Here is a 19,286-nt window from a genome sequence, read left to right on the forward strand (position 1 = left end):
TTACCAATTTGGATTTTGAGATAGATTACTGTTAATCAAACGCTCATCTCTTGGTATTGGCCATAGATAATGTTTTCCTGGATCAAAAGTTCTTAAGTTGACTCTTAAATAACCGTTGTCTACAGAAGACACTCCGAATTTTGCTCCGTGTGCATAACCGTTTAAAACATTTTCAGCAATTTTCCATCTTCTAATATCGAAGATTCTTAAACCTTCCATTCCAAATTCTGTACGACGCTCATTTCTAATTACTTCTCTAAGTCCAGCTTGTCCTAAAGCGCTATTAAATCCTAGAGCAGCTCCATCTGTAAAACCTGCACGAACTCTAATTGCTCGGATTGTCTGATCCCAAACTGAACTTGTCATTTGGTTTAATTCATTTTTAGCTTCTGCATACATCAACAAAATATCTGCATAACGAAACAACATTAAATTTAAACCTGAATTTAAAGAAGTTAAATGCTGTGGATCGTAATATTTGCGTGTGTAATATCCTGTTGGAGTTGCCGATGAACCTTGAACAAATTCGTCTGTAGCATTTCCAACTGAAGAGCCTGGTTTAATGTAAATTGTACGTGAAGATCCGTCTGCTTCTTTCCAAACATACTGATCGTAAACCACTGTACCAGTTAATCTTGGATCTCTGTTTATATACGGATTATTTTCATTATAACCAGAACCAGCTTCGTTGATTTTTTTTCCATTCAACATTAAATAGCTATCTACTAATTCTTGAGTTGGAGCCAAAGCATTTAATCTCGCTCCAGCTGAAAGTGGCGCCATATCAAAAAATTCGCCCCACATTCTAAATTGAGGAACATATTGCAAGCTCAAGATATCTTCGCTATTGTATTCATTTTGCGGAAGAAATAAGCCTTCGTAAGAAGGGAAAAGACTGTACTGACCGTAATTATTTGCGATAAATTGCTCTGTAACTTGTGCAACTCCAGCCCAATCTCCTTCATATAAAAGTACTCTTGCTTTTAATGCAACGGCAGCTCCAACTGTAATTTTGCCTCTATCAGCCTCAGCTTGCTGGTTATTTTTTTGTAAAGCTGGAATAATTGCATCCAATTCGCTTAAGATAAATTGAATTACTTCTGCATGAGAAGTTCTGCTTAAAGTTGTTGATTCTTCTAAAGAAGGATCTTTTTTAAGAAGCGGAATATCTCCAAACCAAGTCGTTAATTGAAAATGCTGAAATGCTCTCAAGAAACGTGTTTCAGCTTTCATTCTTGCAATAATTGTTGCATCTGCATTTGGTACGCGATCGATATTTTCTAAAATCAAATTACACGTTTTTATACCTGCATAACGATTTTTCCATTCGTCTTTAATTCTTCCCAATGACGGATCATACAATCCAGCGCCGATTGAAGCTGCACCGGCGTTGTCTCCTCTACCGTTATAAGCATTATCTGAAAGTGCTTCATTATAAAAGAAATACTGACTGTTTTGCATTTGCGAATAAGCCGTATTTAGAAAAGTCTGCGCTTTATCAACACTTGTCCAATAGGTTGTATCTGTAAATTGGTTTTCAGGTACTTGGTCAAGGTCTTCACAACTTGCCAATAGTAAAAATGCTACTACTGGTATGAATTTTATTTGTTTAAGTATATTTTTCATTTTATTTCTTTTTAAAAGCTAACATCAATACCCATTCCGTAATATACCTGCGATGGATAAGCTCTACCGCTGTTTGCTCCATTCGTTGACATACTATTATTGAACTCAGAAAGCTCTGGATCAACAAACTTAACTTTAGATAATGTCAACAAGTTTTGTCCTGAAACATACACACGGAATTTACTCATACCTAACTTTTTAGCAACATCATCTGATAATGAGTAACCAAACTGTACGTTTTTAAGTCTTGCATAAGCACCATCATACAAATACATATCTGAACCTCTTCTAAAGTTATTTGTATTCGATTGTGTTCCGTTGTTAGCTAGACGAGGATATCTCGCATCTGGATTTTGAGGTGTCCAATAATCCAATTGGTGCGTATACATTGTCATACCATAATTGTAGTGAAAAGGTTCTACCAATTCTCCTCTAATCATCATGGTTCTTTTTCCAACTCCTTGAATGAAAATGCTTAAATCGAAATTTTTGTAATCTACATTGTAAGTTGCTCCGAAAGTGTATCTAGGAAATGGATTTCCGAAAACGAATTTATCATTATCATCAATTTTTCCATCTTTGTTCACATCAACATATCTGTTGTCACCTGGCTGAACTGTAATTCCTTCTGGAACTGCAGCTCCTTGAATTTCTTCAACACTTTGGAAATAACCGTCTCTTTTTAAACCAACATAAGAGTTAAAAGGAAGTCCTTCACGAAGTATAACTTGCAATTCTTCAACTCCAGTTAATCTTTCTTGTCCGTTAAATTCAAGTACTTTATTTTTCGAATCTCCAAAATTTACGGTTAAACTTTGGTTTACAGCTTTACCTTTATGACGGTAAGTTGCGCTTATTTCCCAACCTCTATTTCCAACTTTACCAGAGTTAAAATCAGGAAGATCTGTTCCGTAAACTCCTGGAACTTGAGGCGGAACCAAAATGTCTGAAGTTACTTTATCAAAGAAATCAAATGAGAAACTCAAAGCTCCTTTAAAGAAATCGGCATCTAAACCTACGTTGAAAGTTGCAGCTTTTTCCCATTGAATATCTGGGTTTGCAAAGTTGTAACCTGTTCCGCTTTGTACGTTATTATTAAATCCGTAAGCGTTTTGGAAAGTAAAATAAGTCGTTTGGTATTGATAATTTCCAACGTTTTGGTTTCCAAGAATTCCGTAAGAAGATCTTAATTTAATATTCCCTACATTATCTCTGTAGCTTTCCATAAAATCCTCTTTTGTAAGTCCGTAACCCACAGTTACAGATGGAAAGAATCCCCATCTTACATCGTCTCTAAATTTAGAAGAACCATCATATCTAAAACTGAATTCGGCGAAATATTTATCTTTATAATCATATCCTGCACGACCAAAAAGCGAATTTAAACTGCTTGTTGAAGAAGCTGGATTACCGTTAGGATCAGTTCCGTTAGAAGTGTAAGAGTTTTTTCCAATAACAGTTTCACTTGTTGGAGTTCCTAAATCTGGATCATTAAATTTTGTATATAAAGCTGATCTTCTTTCTGAACGGCTTTCGTTAGAAACACCCACTAAAGCACTTACATTATGATTTCCGAAAGATTTAGTGTATTCTAACATGAACTGCGTATTCAAATCAAGACTTTTTTGGTTTTCTTCGTTTGTATCGCGATCTGCTCCATAAATTCCTTGCGGCAAGAAATTAACTTGCATTGTTCTCGCATACATGTTTCCAGACCATAAACGTCCTCCAAAAACACCTTTAACTTTAAAGTCGCTTGTTAATTTATATTCTGCATTAAAAGCTCCGAAAATATCATCATTATCATATTTTCTAAAACCACCTTTTTCTAAAATTCCTAACGAGTTAAATTGCTGTAAAACATCGTTAGTTAAGAAATTACCCTCTTCATCTTTTTGAGTATAATATAATGGAACTCTGAATGCGTCTACCATTAAAGTACTTGTGCTAGAAGAATGATCTGTAATTTTTTGTTTAGAATAAGCTAATGTAGACGTCAATTTGAATTTACCATATTCATTAGTAAGGTTAATTCTGAAATTGTAGCGCTCCATTCCTTTCTTTGGTCCAACAAAATTACTTTCTTGATCCAAATATCCTAAAGAAACTAAATACGTAGAATTTTCACTCCCTCCCGAAATCGAAAGATTCTGATTTAATTGCAATGCAGGTTTTACAATTTCTTCTGCAAACCATTCTGTATCTCCTTTTGCTTTAAGTTCTGCAATTTTTGCTGCTGTAAAAACTGCTGTAGATTCGCCAGAGTTGTAAGCAGCTTCATTTCTTAACATTGCATTTTCGTAACCGTGAACAGGACGCGTAAAGAATTTAGGCGTATTGTAACCTGCCAAACTGCTATATTGAATAGTCATCGGGTTTCCTTTACTACCTTTTCTAGTTGTAATAAGCACAACTCCGTTACTTGCTCTAGATCCGTAGATGGCAGCACTACCAGCATCTTTTAAAACCGAAACACTTTCTATGTCTGCTGGATTTAAAGCATTAATATCTCCCCCAACTATTCCGTCAATTACGATTAACGGACTATTATTTCCTAATGTACTGATACCTCTTATATTAAGATTCAGTCCGGCACCAGGCTCAGAGTTTGTCTGCTGAATAGTTAAACTAGGCGCTTTTCCTTGCAAAGCCAAAGTAGTATTTACATTTGGTCTACCGTTAAAAGCATCATTATTAACTTGATCTATCGCTCCTACGACTTTCTTTTTTTTCTGCGTACCATAACCTACAACGACAACTTCATCTAAAGCTGATACATCTAAGTCCATGGCCACATTAATAACACTTTTATTATTCACTTTAATATCAACTGGTTTGTAACCAATCATAGTGAATCTTAAAGTTGTACTACCATTTTGTAATGAAATTGTGTAGTGTCCGTCAAAATCTGCGTTAACCGCATTTCTAGGATCACTAACATCCATCACAGTTGCACCTGGGAGAGACAGGTTGTCTGAAAGAGAAGTTATAACCCCGGAAACCTGAGTTTTTTGGTTCTGCGCGGCAAGATGGTTATACCCGCAGCAAAGCAAAGCAATTGTGAGAAAAAAATGCACACGGAGCATTTTTTTCATTCTGCAATTCGAATGTTTCATCATGAAATATTTTGGTTAGTTAGCAATAAATGAATTAATAATAAAAACAAAAGAAGGTTTGGAGAGGAACCTGCTGAAGTAGTAAAACAGCAAATAAAGTTTTTAGATTGATTAAAAGTTCCGGCAATTTTTAATCGTTAAAAAACTAAAGCGGCTATAATAACTTATTAACTCATAGCAAACATACTAAAACGTTTTAGTAAAAAAAAATTTTTTTTACTAAATATAATTTTAATGTTAATTTTTAAAGATATTCACTTATTTTAAAGATTGTATTGAATATAATTCAAATAAAAAGAACGAAAACGTTATAAAACAGCTTTAAAATCAACAGACTTAAATTAAAGTTAAAATCAATTTGCAAGGAATATCAAGATTTTAACACTTAAAAAAGATAAAAGACATTGCTAAAAAGATGAAAGACGATATACAGCCGACGAAAGGGGAAAAATAAAGAAGAAAGAAGCTAGATTTAAGACTTAAAAAAATTAAGAAAAACAAGCTAGATTGAAGGTGAAAATCAAACGAATTTTTATTGTCATCAGAAAGAAAAATTCGAGAATTAAAAACTTATTTATATAAAAAAACTAACCTGAAATCAATCTAAAAGATGAAATCAGGTTAGTTTTTAAATTTTAAAAATCTCTTTACTATTTCTGCTTCGCTAATGAAGACTCACGAATAATCAGTTCTGTCTTTAAAACGATTTTCTGATGCGTTTCAGAAACGTCTTTTTTCTTTAAAAGCGGCAACATTACTTCCATTAATTTTGTACAGATTTCCACTAAAGGCTGCGCAACAGATGTTATGGCTGGATCGTAAATTTTAAACATATCGTTGTCGTCAAAAGCGATCAATCCTAAATCTTTAATCAAGTTTTGATTTGTTTCTTTCAAAACCTCTAATCCACTTTGTGCAAGATAGTTGGTAGAAAAGAAAACTGCATCTAAATCTTTATTTTCCTTAAAAAACTTTCTAATATACTCCTTTCCTTTTCCTTTTATAATTTCATTAAAAGGAATTTGGAGAACATGCGGCTCTAAACCATTTGCTTCTACCGCTTTTTCATATCCGTGCAAACGCCCATACATCTGACTTTGATCGGAAGCCGTACTTACAAAACAAATATTTTTAAACTTATTATCCACCAAATGTTGTGTTGCATCATAAGAAGCTTGTTCATTATCAATTACAACACTATTACAATCTAATCCTTCATAAAATCTATCCAATAAAATGACAGGAATATTGTCTTTAATTAAATTTTCGATCGTTTCTCTAATTCCTGGAGACGGAACGATAATAAATCCGTCAACTTGGCGAAAATTAAATAATGTAATCAGCTCATTGGCTTTTTCGTCATCATTTTCATTGCTGCAAAAAATAACTTTATAGCCTTTTTCATAAGCAATATCTTCAAAAATGCGGGCAAGCTGAGAGAAGAAATTATTCGAAATATCTTCAACCATAAAAACCAATAACTTAGATTTTCCTGTTCTAAGACTTTGTGCTATTTGATTTGGCCTGTAATTAATTAGTTTGGCATAATCTAAAACCTTTTTTGTCAATTCTTTAGAAATGTGTTTTTCTTTTGCCTTACCATTTAACACAAAAGATACTGTTGTTACAGATATCTTCAATTCCTCGGCAATATTTCTAATAGAAACAGGTTTTTTCTTCATTTTTAGATTCTTTTTATTTTAAATCCACAATTTTGTTCAAATATAGTAAAGTATTGTTTATTAGAAATAAGGAAGCTCAGTCTTAATTCGTTCCCAGAAAACTTCATTATATAAATAACTAGAACCTAGAATACTCGTCTGCTCAGTATTTTCAACAATTGAAATATTCAATTCTATATTTTTATTTTTAAGATTTTCCTGCACTTTTGGTAAAAACAAACGATGCGATTTAGCAATATTTCCGCCAATAATAAGCAAATCAACTTCAAAATCAATTATAAACGGAGCTAAAAATTCGCTTAAATTATTTGCAAAATCATCAAAAATTTTGGCAGTCGAGAAGTTCTCAATTCCAGCAATTTCTTTTACTCCATCTGTCAATTTATTCCCAGTACTTTTCTCGTATTCCTTTAAAAACCATCTTGTTGAAAAATAACTATCCGCAATATTATCCTTGAAAGGTTTATCCCATAAACAACCATTATGAGGCACATTATTTCCTTGTGTAAGCGGTAATTTATTATCTAAAAATGCGGCTCCAAAACCAGTTCCTAAAGTGATTGCAATAATTTTACTTTCAGTAGATGAAGTCTCTCTAAGAGACCCTCCAACTCCGAAACAACTCGCATCGTTAAGAAATCTAAAACTAACATTTTTAGTATTCAAATATTTTATAAGTTCTTGAGAAACAGAAACATTATATAACGATTCGTATTTATCATTTCCTTCAAACATTGCAATTCCGCTTTCATATTGAAAAGGTCCCGGCATAGAAAATGCAATTCCAATTTTATCATTTGAGAAATAACCAGAAGTTTTCTCCACAGCTTCAATTGTCTGATTAATTACTTCTGCCCATTTTTTTATAATAACTTCTTTAGAAGCCTTACTATCTACGGCACCGCTAAAATATGTTTGAGGAATTATTACAAAGTCATTACCATCTACGGCAGCACTGCTTATATGGCTTCCGCCAATATCTACACCTATTGTTATTGACATTTCTACTATTTTTTAAATTATTTCTATAATTAATCGCTTAATTATTTTTAATTGTTTAATCTATTCAATTGCAAACGTGGCGTCTTTTTAAAGCTTTATAAATAACATTTCAAACCTAAAAAGAAAGTTTTTTAGCATTTGATACTTTATTGTCAAAAAACAATACTATTTCCGTGAAGTCACTCTGATGAATTAAAGAAAAACTCTCCTTTTTAATTTAAAACAAAAGAATGAAGTCATTTAGATTTAAGCGCTTTTGCAATTATTTTTTCTAAAATTGGCTCCATAACAGCATATCCAGCTTCATTTGGATGAACACCGTCTGTGCACAATTCGTCTTTTAAACCCATTTTATCGTTTACCATTGCCGAATAATAGTCTACGTAAAAGAGTTTGTTTTTTTCTGCGTATGATTTGATGATTTTGTTTAGAGCTACAACCTTTGGAGCTGGCTCTTTCCCTTTTCTCCATTGAAATTCTAATGCAGGCAAAACGGAACAAACGATAACTTTTATGCCATTTTGTTTTGCCAATTCGCACATCGAAAATATATTGCCAGAAGTCGCTTCTACCGAATATGGTCCAGTATTTTCAGCAATATCATTTATTCCTGCCAAAATAACGACAACAGCTGGTTTTAATGCGATTACATCTTGTCTGAAGCGAAGTAACATTTGTGGAGTTGTCTGACCGCTGATTCCTCTGTTGATGTAATTTTTAGAATTAAAAAAATCTGGCCTTTTATTCAACCAGCCTTCTGTAATAGAATTTCCCATAAAAACCACACGGCTGTAATCTTTAGAACTTAAAACGGGAACTTTAGAATTTTGTTCTTTATATCGATTAAGATTTGGCCAATCTTGACTGTAAGTCATCTGCAAAGTGAAAAAAAATAGTAAAGAGTAATAAAGTAAAGTTTTGGTTTTCATGCGCAATTACAACTTGGTTAAATTGAAAATTATCTTTTACTAATTATTCTATTTTATCTTAATTAAATCCGAATGTCATTAAATATTTAGTTATTATTTTTTTGATTAATAATTAAGTATTTAAATTTATTTGATTTATTCAAAATAGAAAGAAAGAGTCGCAAATATACTAAAACGTTTTAGTATACCAAATAAAGTGCATTTTTTTTTCAAGTTTAATTTGAGATAAATTAAAAACCAAAAAGCCTTAAACAATATACTGTTTAAGGCTTTCCACAAAAGAAATATAAGTTTTACACTTTTATTTCACCATTAAATTTTCGATTTTAGAATTCGAAATATCCGGATTTGCTCCTGGAGATTCTGCTACCAAAGCTCCTACCGCACAAGCAAAATCGATGGCATTTTGAGGTTCGTTTCCGTTTAATAATGAAGTAATTAAAGCCGCTAAAAAAGAATCTCCCGCCCCCACGGTATCAGCGACTTTAATTGGATATCCTTCATTTTCATAGATTTTACCTTTCCAAAGCAATAATGCTCCATGCTTTCCTTTGGTAACGCACATAGCCTCGGCTTTGGTTTGTTTTAGAATGAAATGCATATTCTCTTCTAGACTTTCAAATGGTGAATTTAGAGCTGTTGCAATTTCTAATAACTCTTCATCATTAAACTTAATAAAATTGGCAGACTGCATTAACTGATTCAGAATTTCATAAGAATAATGAGGTTTTCTTAAATTGACATCAAAAACTTTGTAAACATTCGTCTCAAGCAGTTCTTCCAAGGCATTTCTCGAAATAGCATCACGGCAAACCAAACTTCCATAAATTAAAACATCTGCTTCTTCGACAAGTTTTCTTGCTGTGTTATTAAGCACAATTTTATCCCACGCTGATGGATAATTGATTTCATAACTTGCAGATCCACGATCGTTTAATGTAACTTGAACCAATCCTGTTGGAAAACCTTCTGCTATAACAATACTATCTGTTTTAAGTCCTAAACTTTTTACTTGATTGATAATTGCTTCTCCGTCTTCATCATTTCCTACACAACTAATCATGGCAACTTCACATCCAAATGTTTTCATTCGCAAAGCCACATTTAATGGAGCTCCACCAATCTTTTTTTCGTTTTCAAAAACATCCCAAAGCACCTCTCCATAAGCTACCGCTTTAAGGCTTTTTCCGTTATTCATTCTAAAATTATTTAATATATTGTTTTTTATTTTTTGCTTTAATAACCTGGATTTTGTTTGTAAAGTCCTTGGCTGAAATTAATTTGTTTTAAAGGAATTGGACAATATTCCTCTTTCTGTGCATCAAAATTAGCATCTTGATAATACGTGCGTTTTGATTTTTCTCCTGCATAAAAAGTGTTTAAAACTTGATCTGTAACGCCCCAACGAACTAAATCGAAGAATCGGCTGCCTTCCATTGCCAATTCTAATCTTCGTTCCCAGCGCATTGCTTTGCGGGCAAAATCTTGTGTCCAATTGCAATTAACTCCGTCAACATAAGTGCTAATTTTAAAGTTGTTTGCGTAAGGAAGTCTGCCTGTACTTTGCGCCGCTCTTTGACGAATTTCATTAATTAAAGGCAAAGCTTCTGCTTTTCTTCCTAATTCAATCAAAGCTTCGGCACGCATTAAAATCACATCGGCATAACGAATCTGAATTCTGTTTTTTGAATTCCCATAAAATGGATCAATGTTTACAAAACAGCTGCAGCTTGGTGCCACATTTTCTTTTAAAGAAGCAAAATAACCGTATGTTCCTGGGGAACGAACCCAAGATTCAACATACACATATTCTGGATCGTATTTATAAGGCAAACCTGGCATTGCAACGGTATGATACAATCTTGGATCTACCGTATTTGCATTTCTGTTTTTATAATCAAAATCTTGATTGTTGTACGTATCAAATTGTGGCAAACCATCGGCTCCAGTTTTAAAAGCATTTACTAAGTTCTGACTTGGTTTATGAAAATCACAACAACCTAAACCTTGAGGTGTTGAAAGAACATCTGAAAAATTCAATCTTCCGTAAAGCGTTCCATCATTATCAGAAAACTGAATCGAGAAAATAGATTCTGGTCCGTTTTCATAAGTTCCTGGTAAAAAGTTATTCGCAAAATCAGGTTCTAAAGTTGCTTTCCCGATTACTTTATCTGTCGCCGCAATTACTTCCTGCAAATGCTGTTGATTGATTCCTGTAACTTTAAAATTATCATCTTGCGTATACGCTTGATACAAACGTGTTTTTGCCAAATATGCATACGCCGCTTTTTGTGTCGCGCGACCAACTTGCGGTTGCGTTTCTGGCAAAGCATCGGCAGCAGCCTGAAAATCTTCTGCAATTCTATTCCAAAGTTCTTCATTTGTAAGCGCTACATTTGAGATAGTTTTGTATTCTTCAACTGGAATATCTTCGGTAATATATGGCACATTTCTAAACATAATTTTCAGCATAAAATAAAAATGCGCTCTTAAAAAACGCATTTCGGCAATACGTGTTTTTTTCAACGGAAAATCGGCTTCTGAGATTTGTTCCAAAGCTTTTAAGGCTTTATTAGCTCTTCCAACTCCAACATAACTATTGTACCAAAAAGTGTCTAATTCTCCAAAATCAGGTCTAATGTTATTCGAAACTTCAAAAAAGTGAAAAACCTGAATATCATTTGTACCGCTTCCGCCTTTGTACGCATCATCGGAACGAACGTTTCCAAAAGGCCACAAACTGTATGGCGAATCATAATGATCGTTTCCTAATTGCGCATAAGCTGCATTCATAAATCCTTCAATTGTTTCTGGCGTTACGATATCATCTTCTGATAAAACACCTCGCGGATTATTTTCTAAAAAATCGGAACAGGAAGCGAATAAAACCATCACTAAAAATCCTGATATATATAGTATTTTTTTCATGTCAATTTAATATTTGTCTTTTATAAAGTAAAATTAAGACCAGCAGTAAAAGTCGTTGGCTGCGGATATCCAAATCCAGCATTTTCTGGATCAACTCCTGTGAAATTTTTTGAGTCTAAAATCAGTAAGTTTTGTCCGCTGATATAAACTCTAAAACTTTCCATATTTATTTTCTTTAGAAAATCTTTTGGAAGATTATAACCCAATTGCAGAACTCTTAATTTTAGATAACTTCCGTTCTCTACATAATAAGTTGAAAATCTGTTTTCTGCATTTCTATCAACAGTTGTCAAAGCAGGAATTGTAGAATTCGGATTGTCTACCGACCAAGCATTTAACAATCGAGTTCCTTTGTTTGAGCCAACATCATCGACACTCCAAAAATCGGTTTGATATTTTGTATTATTGATTACGTCGACATTTCCTGTTCCTTCCCAGAAAGTAGTAAAATCGAAGTTTTTATAAGACAGATTTAAATTGATTCCGTATTGAAAACCAGGATTCGGATTTCCAATCCAAGTACGATCTTTGTCTGTAATTTGCCCGTCTCCATTAAGATCAACATAACGAATTCTTCCTAAACCTTTTCCTTCCTGAATTGGCGAATTAGTAACCTGATCTTGCGTTGTAAACAAACCATCTGTTACATAACCATACATAGAATTGATTGGTCTTCCTAAAATATTATCATTTAATCCGTCGCCGCCGTAATTGTTTTTGACCTCGTCTGGCAATTGCGTAATCTTGTTTTTATTGGCAGCGATGTTTCCTGAAATTTCATATTTCAATCCGAACGATGTTTCATCTTGATATCCCAAAGAAACCTCCCAACCTTTATTTTCCATAGAAGCTCCATTTACCCAGCGATTTCCACCTTCTCCAATAACTCCTAAATAAGCTGGAAGAACCAAAATATCTTCTGTTTTTTTGATGTAATAATCAATCGATCCGCTTAATTTTTGTTTTAAGAAACCGAAGTCTAAACCAACGTTTGTCTGCGTTGTAGTTTCCCATTTTAAATCGTCATTTCCTGACTGCGTTGCGATAAATCCAGATGGAAGCAAGCCATTTCCGTTTCCTGCAAGATCATAAGCCGTTCCGTAAGAAGTTGCCCAAGTCGGACTTCCGCCAGCATAAGTTGCTAAATAAAGTGAATAAACAGCTGTATTACTAATTTCTTGATTTCCTGTTTGTCCCCAACCTGCTCTCAATTTTAAATCGGAAATTGCCGTTATTTTATCTTTTATGAAACTCTCGTTGCTAATTCTCCATCCTCCAGAAACCGCTGGAAAAGTACCAAACTGATTGTTTTTACCAAATCGAGAAGAACCGTCACGGCGAATAGTTGCCGAAAGCAAATAGCGATTATCAAATTCGTAATCTGCTTTTCCGAAATAAGAAAGCAAAGAATATACGGTTGAAGTTCCGCTTGTAAAAGATTCTCCAGTTCCTGCATCAGGATACATATAATCTGGCGTTTCAATCAAAAAGTCATTTTTACGTAAAGTCGTTGTATCGTAAGTGTCTTTGTACATTTCGTTTCCAGCCATTAAATTCAAATTGCTTTTTCCGAAGTTTAAACTGTAAATTGCTGTGTTTGTCCAAGTCCATTTATCGCTTACAGATTGATCAATTGTTACAGAAGTTTGATCATTTTGTAAATAACCTGATTTATAGCTTCTTTGTAAAGTGCGTTTTTTATAGGAGCCATAATCAATACCGAAACTACTTTTAAGATGTAGATTTTTAACGATTTCTAAATCGGCATAAACATTCCCGAAAAGGCGTAAATAATCGTATTTATTATCTTTATTATATTCTAAAAGACGAACAGGATTTTGTCTGTCGTTCATTCCGCCAACTGGTCCTCCCCATCCTATTCCATCAACCGTTCTGATTGGAATAATTGGCAATGCGCGCAATGCAGGATCTAAAACTCCTGGATCTGTAACTTCATTTGTTCTATTTAAAGTGAAGTTCTCGCCAATTACTAATTTCCCATCAAAGTATTTGTATGAACCATTCATTCTAGCAGAAATTCTTTCAAAATCTGTTGTTTTTACGACACCTTCATTTCCATAATAACCTAAAGAGAAAACATAACTTCCTTTGTCTGAAGCATTAGAAACAGATAAATCATAAGAATTGGCAACTCCAGTTTGAGAAACCGCGTCGTACCAATTTGTATCTGCCGATTTCAAAGTTTGTTCTGCATCTAAATATTCTGGAATAATCACTCTATTTAATTGTGCTTTTCCGTTAACATTTGCCCAATCAAACTGATAACGAACGTTATTAGTATTTGGATCTAAACCATCATTAATATTAGCTTGCCATAATGCTTGTCCAAATTGGTTGGCATTCATAACACTCAATTTATTAGAATAGCTTGAAAGCGAAGTGTAAGTGCTGAAATTAATTCTCATTTTACCTTCTTTCCCTTTTTTTGTCGTTACAATAATAACTCCATTTGAAGCTCTAGAACCGTAAATACTCGCAGACGAAGCATCTTTTAAAACCTGAATCGATTCAATATCATTCGGGTTTAATTCGTGTAATCCTGATTTAGTTGGCATTCCATCAATTACATAAAGCGGATCTGTATTGTTTAATGTTCCAACTCCACGAATTACAACTTTTGTATTCGCACCACTTGGAGAACCATCAGAAGAAACTTTTACCCCCGCAATTCTTCCTTGCAAAGCTTTAATTGGGTTGGGTTCCGGCTGTTTCATAAGTTCTTTAACACTGACAACGGCAACAGCTCCTGTAATGTCGGTTTTCTTTTGTTTAGAATACCCCGTAACAACCACTTCATTCAATTGATTATTATCGAGTTTTAAAGTCACATTGATTGTTGTCTGTCCGTTTACCGGAATAGATTGTGGAGCATATCCTATAAAAGAAACTACAATTGTAGCATTTGAGGCAATGTTTTGGAAAGAAAAATTTCCGTCAAAATCGGTAGCTGTACTTATATTTGTTCCCGAAATAGTTACAGTCGCGCCAGGCAACGGCATTCCGTCATCTGACGCAATTACCGTTCCTTTAACTTGATTTTCCTGAGCTGAAAGAATCAAGACTGGAAAAAAGAAAAATAGAAAATAAATGATTTTACTTTTCATAAATTACTGGTTTTGGTTTATATTTAATTGGTTAATTACGAGGTTAGAAATTTCAATTCCTTGGTTTGAAGAAGCTGAAATGGAGTTAAATGGCTGGTTTAGGAAAAAGATTTCGGTCATTACTTTTTCGCCATTGTTGTAAAATATTTCTATTGAAGTTTTATCGAGAACAATTTTAAAATTTGCCTCTTTCTGATTTTTGTCCAATTTTGCTTTGTGAACGATTGAAGCAAATTTTTCTGAAAAGTCAATTTTTCCAGCTTTTGTTCGATCAACAAATAAGTAGTTTTCTGTATTATTTAATCCGAAAGTTAAAGACTCTCCAATTGCATTTGAAAGTGTAAAAGTGTAAGTATCTTGCTTTAATTTTTTTAAATCGAAAGAGATAATTGCCTGTCTTAAATCTATTTTTCCAGATTCAAAAAGTGGTGTTTTACCTTTTACTTTCAGGCTTTTTTTCTCAATAGATCTAGAAACATATTTATCTAATTCTTTTACAGGATTGCTAATTAAACTATATTCATTTCCTTTTTTAATTAATTGCATTTCACGTGGCGTTGTCATGCTGCTTCTCCATGCATTTGTTGGAACGCTTCCGCCATAATCTAAACTTACCATCCAACCGATGAACAATCGTCGCGCGTCTGAAGTTGGAATATTATTCCACGTTACGCCTGCATAATTGTCTTTTCCGTAATCAATCCAAACCGCTTTTTCTCTTTTTATTCTTTGTTCGAAATTGGCATCAACAATAAAATTCGTTCCATCAAAATCACCTACATAATATTGAGTTCCAGAACCACCGTTGGCTGCTCCTTGTCCTAAACTTTGCAATAAAACCCATTTCTTTTCATTAGTTCCTTCAACTTTTATTTGAAAGAAATCTGGGCATTCCCAAACGCTTTCGTGCGCGCCTAAATCTTTGCCGAAATCCGATAAAAATTTCCAGTTTTTTAAATCTTTAGAACCATAAAAATGATCTCTATCTGAAGCCGCTACAACCATTATCCATTGTTTATGAACTTCGTCCCAAGAAACTTTTGGATCGCGAAAATCTCTAATTCCTGGATTTTTTACGACTGGATTTCCTTCATCAAATTTTTTATACGTAAATCCGCCATCGGTAGAATATGCAATATCTTGACGTTCTGTGTCCAATTTTCCATCTTTGTCTTTTTCCATATCATGCAAAGTGTAAATTGCCACAATTGGCGCTTTTCCATCTTTTCCAAAACCCGAAGTATTTTGTGTATCGACAACGGCGCTTCCAGAGAAAATATATTTTTCTTTATCAGGATAAATGGCAATTGGCTGTTCTTCCCATTTAATCATGTCTTTGCTAATCGCGTGTCCCCAATGCATTGGCCCCCAAACATTTTTTTCTGGATAATGCTGAAAATATAAGTGGTAATAGCCATCGGCATAAAACATTCCGTTTGGATCATTCATCCAGCCTTTTTTGGGCGTAAAATGAAAATTAGGACGATACAATTCTGCTTCTGTAACAGTGGTAGTGGCAACTGATTTGGTTTGCGCTCTTACAGGAGAAAATTCGAAACTTGCTACGAAAAACAATGCAGTAGTATAAAGAGCAAGCGACTGTAATTGAGTTACTTTCATTTGATTTTTTATTGGTTGATAATTAGAAGTTATTGTGAAAATTACATTCTTTTACTTTTCAGAAAAGAGCATAAAAGGTCGGAAAGCATTACACTTTCAAGTGGTTATTGCGACTTGTTTATGATTTTCTAACGAAAAGAAAATAATTAAGATGTTTTTCTAATTCCTTTTCAAAACATCTAATTTTTGAATTACTAAATTATTTAGTTCGATTTTTTCTTTAGAAGAAACTGAAAGCGATGTAAATGGTTTTTCTAAGAAAAAGATTTCCGTCATTACTTTTTCCCCATTATTATAGAATATTTCAATTGAAGTTTTATCTAAAATAATTTTGAAAGTGGCTTCTTTTTGATTTCCACTTAAAAAAGCTTTACTGATCGTAGCCGCGAATTTATCTGAGAAATCATTTTTTCCTGCTTTTGAACGATCAACAAATAAGTAATTTTCTTTGTTGTTTAAACCGAATTTTAAAGATTCTCCATCTGAATTGGAAAGCTCAAACGTGTAATTTTCGGGTTTTAAATTTTTCAAATCTAAACTTACAATGGCTTGCGATAAATCTGCTTTTCCATTTTCGACTAAAGTATAATTCTCTATTCCTTTTAAAGCTTTTGTTCGGATAGTTTCCGTAATATAATAGTCAAGTTCTTTTACTGGATTGCTAACCAAATTGTAATAAGTTCCTTTTTTAACTAATTTCAATTCACGGGCAATTGTGGTGCTGCTTCGCCAAGCCGTTGTTGGAACTTGCTGCGCATATTCCCAATTAGACATCCAACCGATAAACAATCGTCGCCCGTCTGCACTTGGAACATTATTCCACGTAACTCCAGCATAATTATCTTTTCCATAATCTGCCCAAACAGCTTTTTCGTTTTCTAATCTTTTAGCAAAATCAGAATCAAGTTTAAATGTTTTTCCATCAAAATCTCCCACAAAATATTGCACTCCAGAACCTCCGTTTGGTCCGCCCGGATTTAAATTTTGAATTAAAATCCATTTGGTTTCTTTAGTTCCTTCCAATTTTATCGGAAAGAAATCTGGACATTCCCAAACACCGCCGTGAGCGCCAATATTTTTTCCAAACTCAGATAAAAAATCCCAGTTTTTTAGATTAGATGATTTATAAAACTGCGCTCGGTCTTGCGCCGCCAAAACCATAATCCATTGTTTGTGCGTTTCATCCCAAGTTACTTTAGGATCACGAAAATCACGAATTCCAGGATTTTTCACGACAGGATTTCCTTCCTCAAATTTCTGCCATGTAAAACCGTTATCGTTAGAATAAGCAATATCTTGTTGTTCGACATCTATTTTGCCTTCTTTTTCTTTTGTCATATCGTGCAAAGTATAAATCGCGATAATTGGTGCATTGTTTCCAATTTTTAAACCCGATGTATTATTTACATCAACAACAGCACTTCCCGAAAAAATATATTTGTCTTTATTTGGATAAATCGCAATTGGCTGTTCATCCCATTTAATCAAATCTCTACTCGTTGCGTGTCCCCAATGCATTGGTCCCCAAACACTTTTATCTGGATAATATTGATAAAACAAATGGTAATATCCGTTGGCATAAAACATTCCGTTTGGATCATTCATCCATCCTTTTTTTGGTGTAAAATGAAAATTAGGACGGTACATTTTTTCTTCATTTGCATTTGATGGCAAAACCTTAGTCTGTGCCGAAGCTGAAAATGTTGTGCAGCCAGCAATCGACAATACTAAAGCACTATAAAGAGCGAGCGGCAGCTGTTTCGTTGATTTCATTTTTTTTGATATTTTTTTTAGTTAATGTTTCACTTAAAACTTCCAAAGAAATTCCTTTTGTTTCTGGCATTAGAAAAATTACGAATAATAATTGCAAAACCATCATCAAAGTAAAAATCAGGAATACGACTTCTGGACCAATTTCCGAAAATAACATCGGAATTAAGGACGGAATAATTGCTGCCAAAACCCAATGCACTGAGCTTCCAAATGCTTGTCCTGATGCACGAATATGATTCGGGAAAATTTCTGAAATGAAGACCCAAATTACAGCTCCCTGACCAATGGCATGAGAAGCAATGAACAAGAAAAGGAAAATAGGAACTGATAATCCGCCCCAATTGTAATAAAAAGCAGCCGAAACTAAACCTAACGAAATAATATATCCAACTGAACCAATGTACATTAACAACTTCCTTCCTAATTTGTCAATTAATGTTACTCCGATTAAGGTGAAAATAAGATTCGTTACTCCGATTCCGATACTGCTCAATAAAGCGGTATTTTGTCCTAAACCTGCTTCTTCAAAAATTCTTGGCGCATAATAAAGGAATGCATTAATTCCAGAAAACTGGTTGAAAAACGCAATTAAAAAAGCTAAGATTAAAGGAAAACGGTATTTTTTCATGAATATATTTTCGTGTTTTACCACGCCATTTTCACGAGAATCATCCATAAGATCATTGATGTCTGCAGAAGGATCTATTTTGTATAAAACTTTACGAGCTTCTTCGTCTCTATTTTTAGATAATAACCATCTCGGACTTTCTGGAATACCCAAAATAAAAAGTATATAAATAAAAGAAGGAATTGCTTGAACACCAACCATCCATCTCCAAGCATTTTCTCCAATATCTTTTAAAAAGTAGTTTGAAATAAAGGCAATTAAAATTCCCAATACAATATTAAATTGATATAAAGCGACCAATCTTCCGCGTTTGTCTGCGGGAGCAATTTCTGAAACATAGGCCGGTGCTGCAATTGTAGAAGCTCCAACTCCTAAACCTCCAATAAATCTAAAAGCGGCAAATACAAAAGGATCGTTTGCAAAGGCAGCCCCAACAGCAGAAACAAAGTATAAAATACCAATCCAGAACAACGTTTTTTTACGTCCTAATTTATTAGTTGGAATTCCTCCAAAAATGGCACCAACCACAGTTCCCCATAATGCCATTGCCATTACGACTGAACCATGAAAAGCATCTGAAGAATGCCAAAGAAGCTGTAATTGTTTATCAGCTCCAGAAATTACTACGGTATCAAAACCGAAAAGAAAACCTGCCAGTGCAGCAGTAATAGACCAAATCAATATCTTATTCATTGTACATGTATTAAAACTTGTTGCTAAGATATCTGCAAAAAAAACAACTTATTTTTAATGATGTTACAATTTATTTCTACAAATATTAACACATTAATATTTTAAACTCAAAACCTTTATTTACAAGGTTTTACACAACATTAAAAATATTTACGAAAACCTTG

At 33.8% G+C, this 19,286-nt stretch carries 11 protein-coding genes; all 11 read right to left on the reverse strand.

Annotation, left to right across the window (positions count from 1 at the left end; genetic code table 11):
* The 11 genes from NYQ10_RS18490 to NYQ10_RS18540 all read right to left on the reverse strand — a co-directional run bounded on the left by NYQ10_RS18490 (window position 1) and on the right by NYQ10_RS18540 (window position 19,122).
* Window positions 1–1,626 (reverse strand): RagB/SusD family nutrient uptake outer membrane protein, encoded by a 1,626-nt coding sequence (locus tag NYQ10_RS18490; protein WP_289877699.1) that lies wholly within the window; start codon window positions 1,624–1,626, stop codon window positions 1–3.
* Window positions 1,627–1,637: 11 nt separating this feature from the next.
* Complete coding sequence (locus tag NYQ10_RS18495) at window positions 1,638–4,742, reverse strand: SusC/RagA family TonB-linked outer membrane protein (RefSeq protein WP_289877700.1); 3,105 nt, start codon at window positions 4,740–4,742, stop codon at window positions 1,638–1,640.
* A gap of 650 nt (window positions 4,743–5,392) precedes the next feature.
* Entirely contained in the window at window positions 5,393–6,424 is a 1,032-nt protein-coding gene (locus NYQ10_RS18500) for a LacI family DNA-binding transcriptional regulator (protein ID WP_289877701.1), read from the reverse strand.
* Window positions 6,425–6,484: 60 nt separating this feature from the next.
* Entirely contained in the window at window positions 6,485–7,426 is a 942-nt protein-coding gene (locus NYQ10_RS18505) for an ROK family protein (protein WP_289877702.1), read from the reverse strand.
* A gap of 236 nt (window positions 7,427–7,662) precedes the next feature.
* Window positions 7,663–8,355 (reverse strand): SGNH/GDSL hydrolase family protein, encoded by a 693-nt coding sequence (locus NYQ10_RS18510; protein WP_289877703.1) that lies wholly within the window; start codon window positions 8,353–8,355, stop codon window positions 7,663–7,665.
* Between the two features lie 301 nt (window positions 8,356–8,656).
* The gene (locus NYQ10_RS18515) at window positions 8,657–9,553 is read right to left on the reverse strand and encodes a carbohydrate kinase family protein (protein ID WP_289877704.1); all 897 of its coding nucleotides are present in this window, start codon (window positions 9,551–9,553) and stop codon (window positions 8,657–8,659) included.
* A gap of 38 nt (window positions 9,554–9,591) precedes the next feature.
* Window positions 9,592–11,283 carry a RagB/SusD family nutrient uptake outer membrane protein gene (locus tag NYQ10_RS18520; protein WP_289877705.1) on the reverse strand — a complete coding sequence of 564 codons (1,692 nt, stop codon included), beginning with the start codon at window positions 11,281–11,283 and terminating at the stop codon, window positions 9,592–9,594.
* A gap of 20 nt (window positions 11,284–11,303) precedes the next feature.
* On the reverse strand, window positions 11,304–14,408 hold the full coding sequence (locus tag NYQ10_RS18525; protein WP_289877707.1) for a SusC/RagA family TonB-linked outer membrane protein: 3,105 nt from the start codon (window positions 14,406–14,408) through the stop codon (window positions 11,304–11,306).
* Between the two features lie 3 nt (window positions 14,409–14,411).
* Window positions 14,412–16,028 carry a glycoside hydrolase family 32 protein gene (locus tag NYQ10_RS18530; RefSeq protein WP_289877708.1) on the reverse strand — a complete coding sequence of 539 codons (1,617 nt, stop codon included), beginning with the start codon at window positions 16,026–16,028 and terminating at the stop codon, window positions 14,412–14,414.
* Window positions 16,029–16,187: 159 nt separating this feature from the next.
* Window positions 16,188–17,801: a glycoside hydrolase family 32 protein gene (locus tag NYQ10_RS18535; protein ID WP_289877709.1), complete on the reverse strand. Its 1,614-nt coding sequence runs from the start codon at window positions 17,799–17,801 to the stop codon at window positions 16,188–16,190.
* The gene (locus NYQ10_RS18540) at window positions 17,764–19,122 is read right to left on the reverse strand and encodes a sugar porter family MFS transporter (protein ID WP_289877710.1); all 1,359 of its coding nucleotides are present in this window, start codon (window positions 19,120–19,122) and stop codon (window positions 17,764–17,766) included. The genes NYQ10_RS18535 and NYQ10_RS18540 overlap by 38 nt, the downstream gene beginning before the upstream one ends.
* Window positions 19,123–19,286: the final 164 nt, after the last annotated feature.

The organism is Flavobacterium johnsoniae, assembly GCF_030388325.1.
GTDB classification, from domain to species: domain Bacteria; phylum Bacteroidota; class Bacteroidia; order Flavobacteriales; family Flavobacteriaceae; genus Flavobacterium; species Flavobacterium johnsoniae_C.

Coding starts and splice junctions, on each gene's coding strand:
- NYQ10_RS18490 (WP_289877699.1), bottom strand. CDS start 1,626: ATGAAAAATATACTTAAACAAATAAAATTCATACCAGTAGTAGCATTT.
- NYQ10_RS18495 (WP_289877700.1), bottom strand. CDS start 4,742: ATGAAACATTCGAATTGCAGAATGAAAAAAATGCTCCGTGTGCATTTT.
- NYQ10_RS18500 (WP_289877701.1), bottom strand. CDS start 6,424: ATGAAGAAAAAACCTGTTTCTATTAGAAATATTGCCGAGGAATTGAAG.
- NYQ10_RS18505 (WP_289877702.1), bottom strand. CDS start 7,426: ATGTCAATAACAATAGGTGTAGATATTGGCGGAAGCCATATAAGCAGT.
- NYQ10_RS18510 (WP_289877703.1), bottom strand. CDS start 8,355: ATGAAAACCAAAACTTTACTTTATTACTCTTTACTATTTTTTTTCACT.
- NYQ10_RS18515 (WP_289877704.1), bottom strand. CDS start 9,553: ATGAATAACGGAAAAAGCCTTAAAGCGGTAGCTTATGGAGAGGTGCTT.
- NYQ10_RS18520 (WP_289877705.1), bottom strand. CDS start 11,283: ATGAAAAAAATACTATATATATCAGGATTTTTAGTGATGGTTTTATTC.
- NYQ10_RS18525 (WP_289877707.1), bottom strand. CDS start 14,408: ATGAAAAGTAAAATCATTTATTTTCTATTTTTCTTTTTTCCAGTCTTG.
- NYQ10_RS18530 (WP_289877708.1), bottom strand. CDS start 16,028: ATGAAAGTAACTCAATTACAGTCGCTTGCTCTTTATACTACTGCATTG.
- NYQ10_RS18535 (WP_289877709.1), bottom strand. CDS start 17,801: ATGAAATCAACGAAACAGCTGCCGCTCGCTCTTTATAGTGCTTTAGTA.
- NYQ10_RS18540 (WP_289877710.1), bottom strand. CDS start 19,122: ATGAATAAGATATTGATTTGGTCTATTACTGCTGCACTGGCAGGTTTT.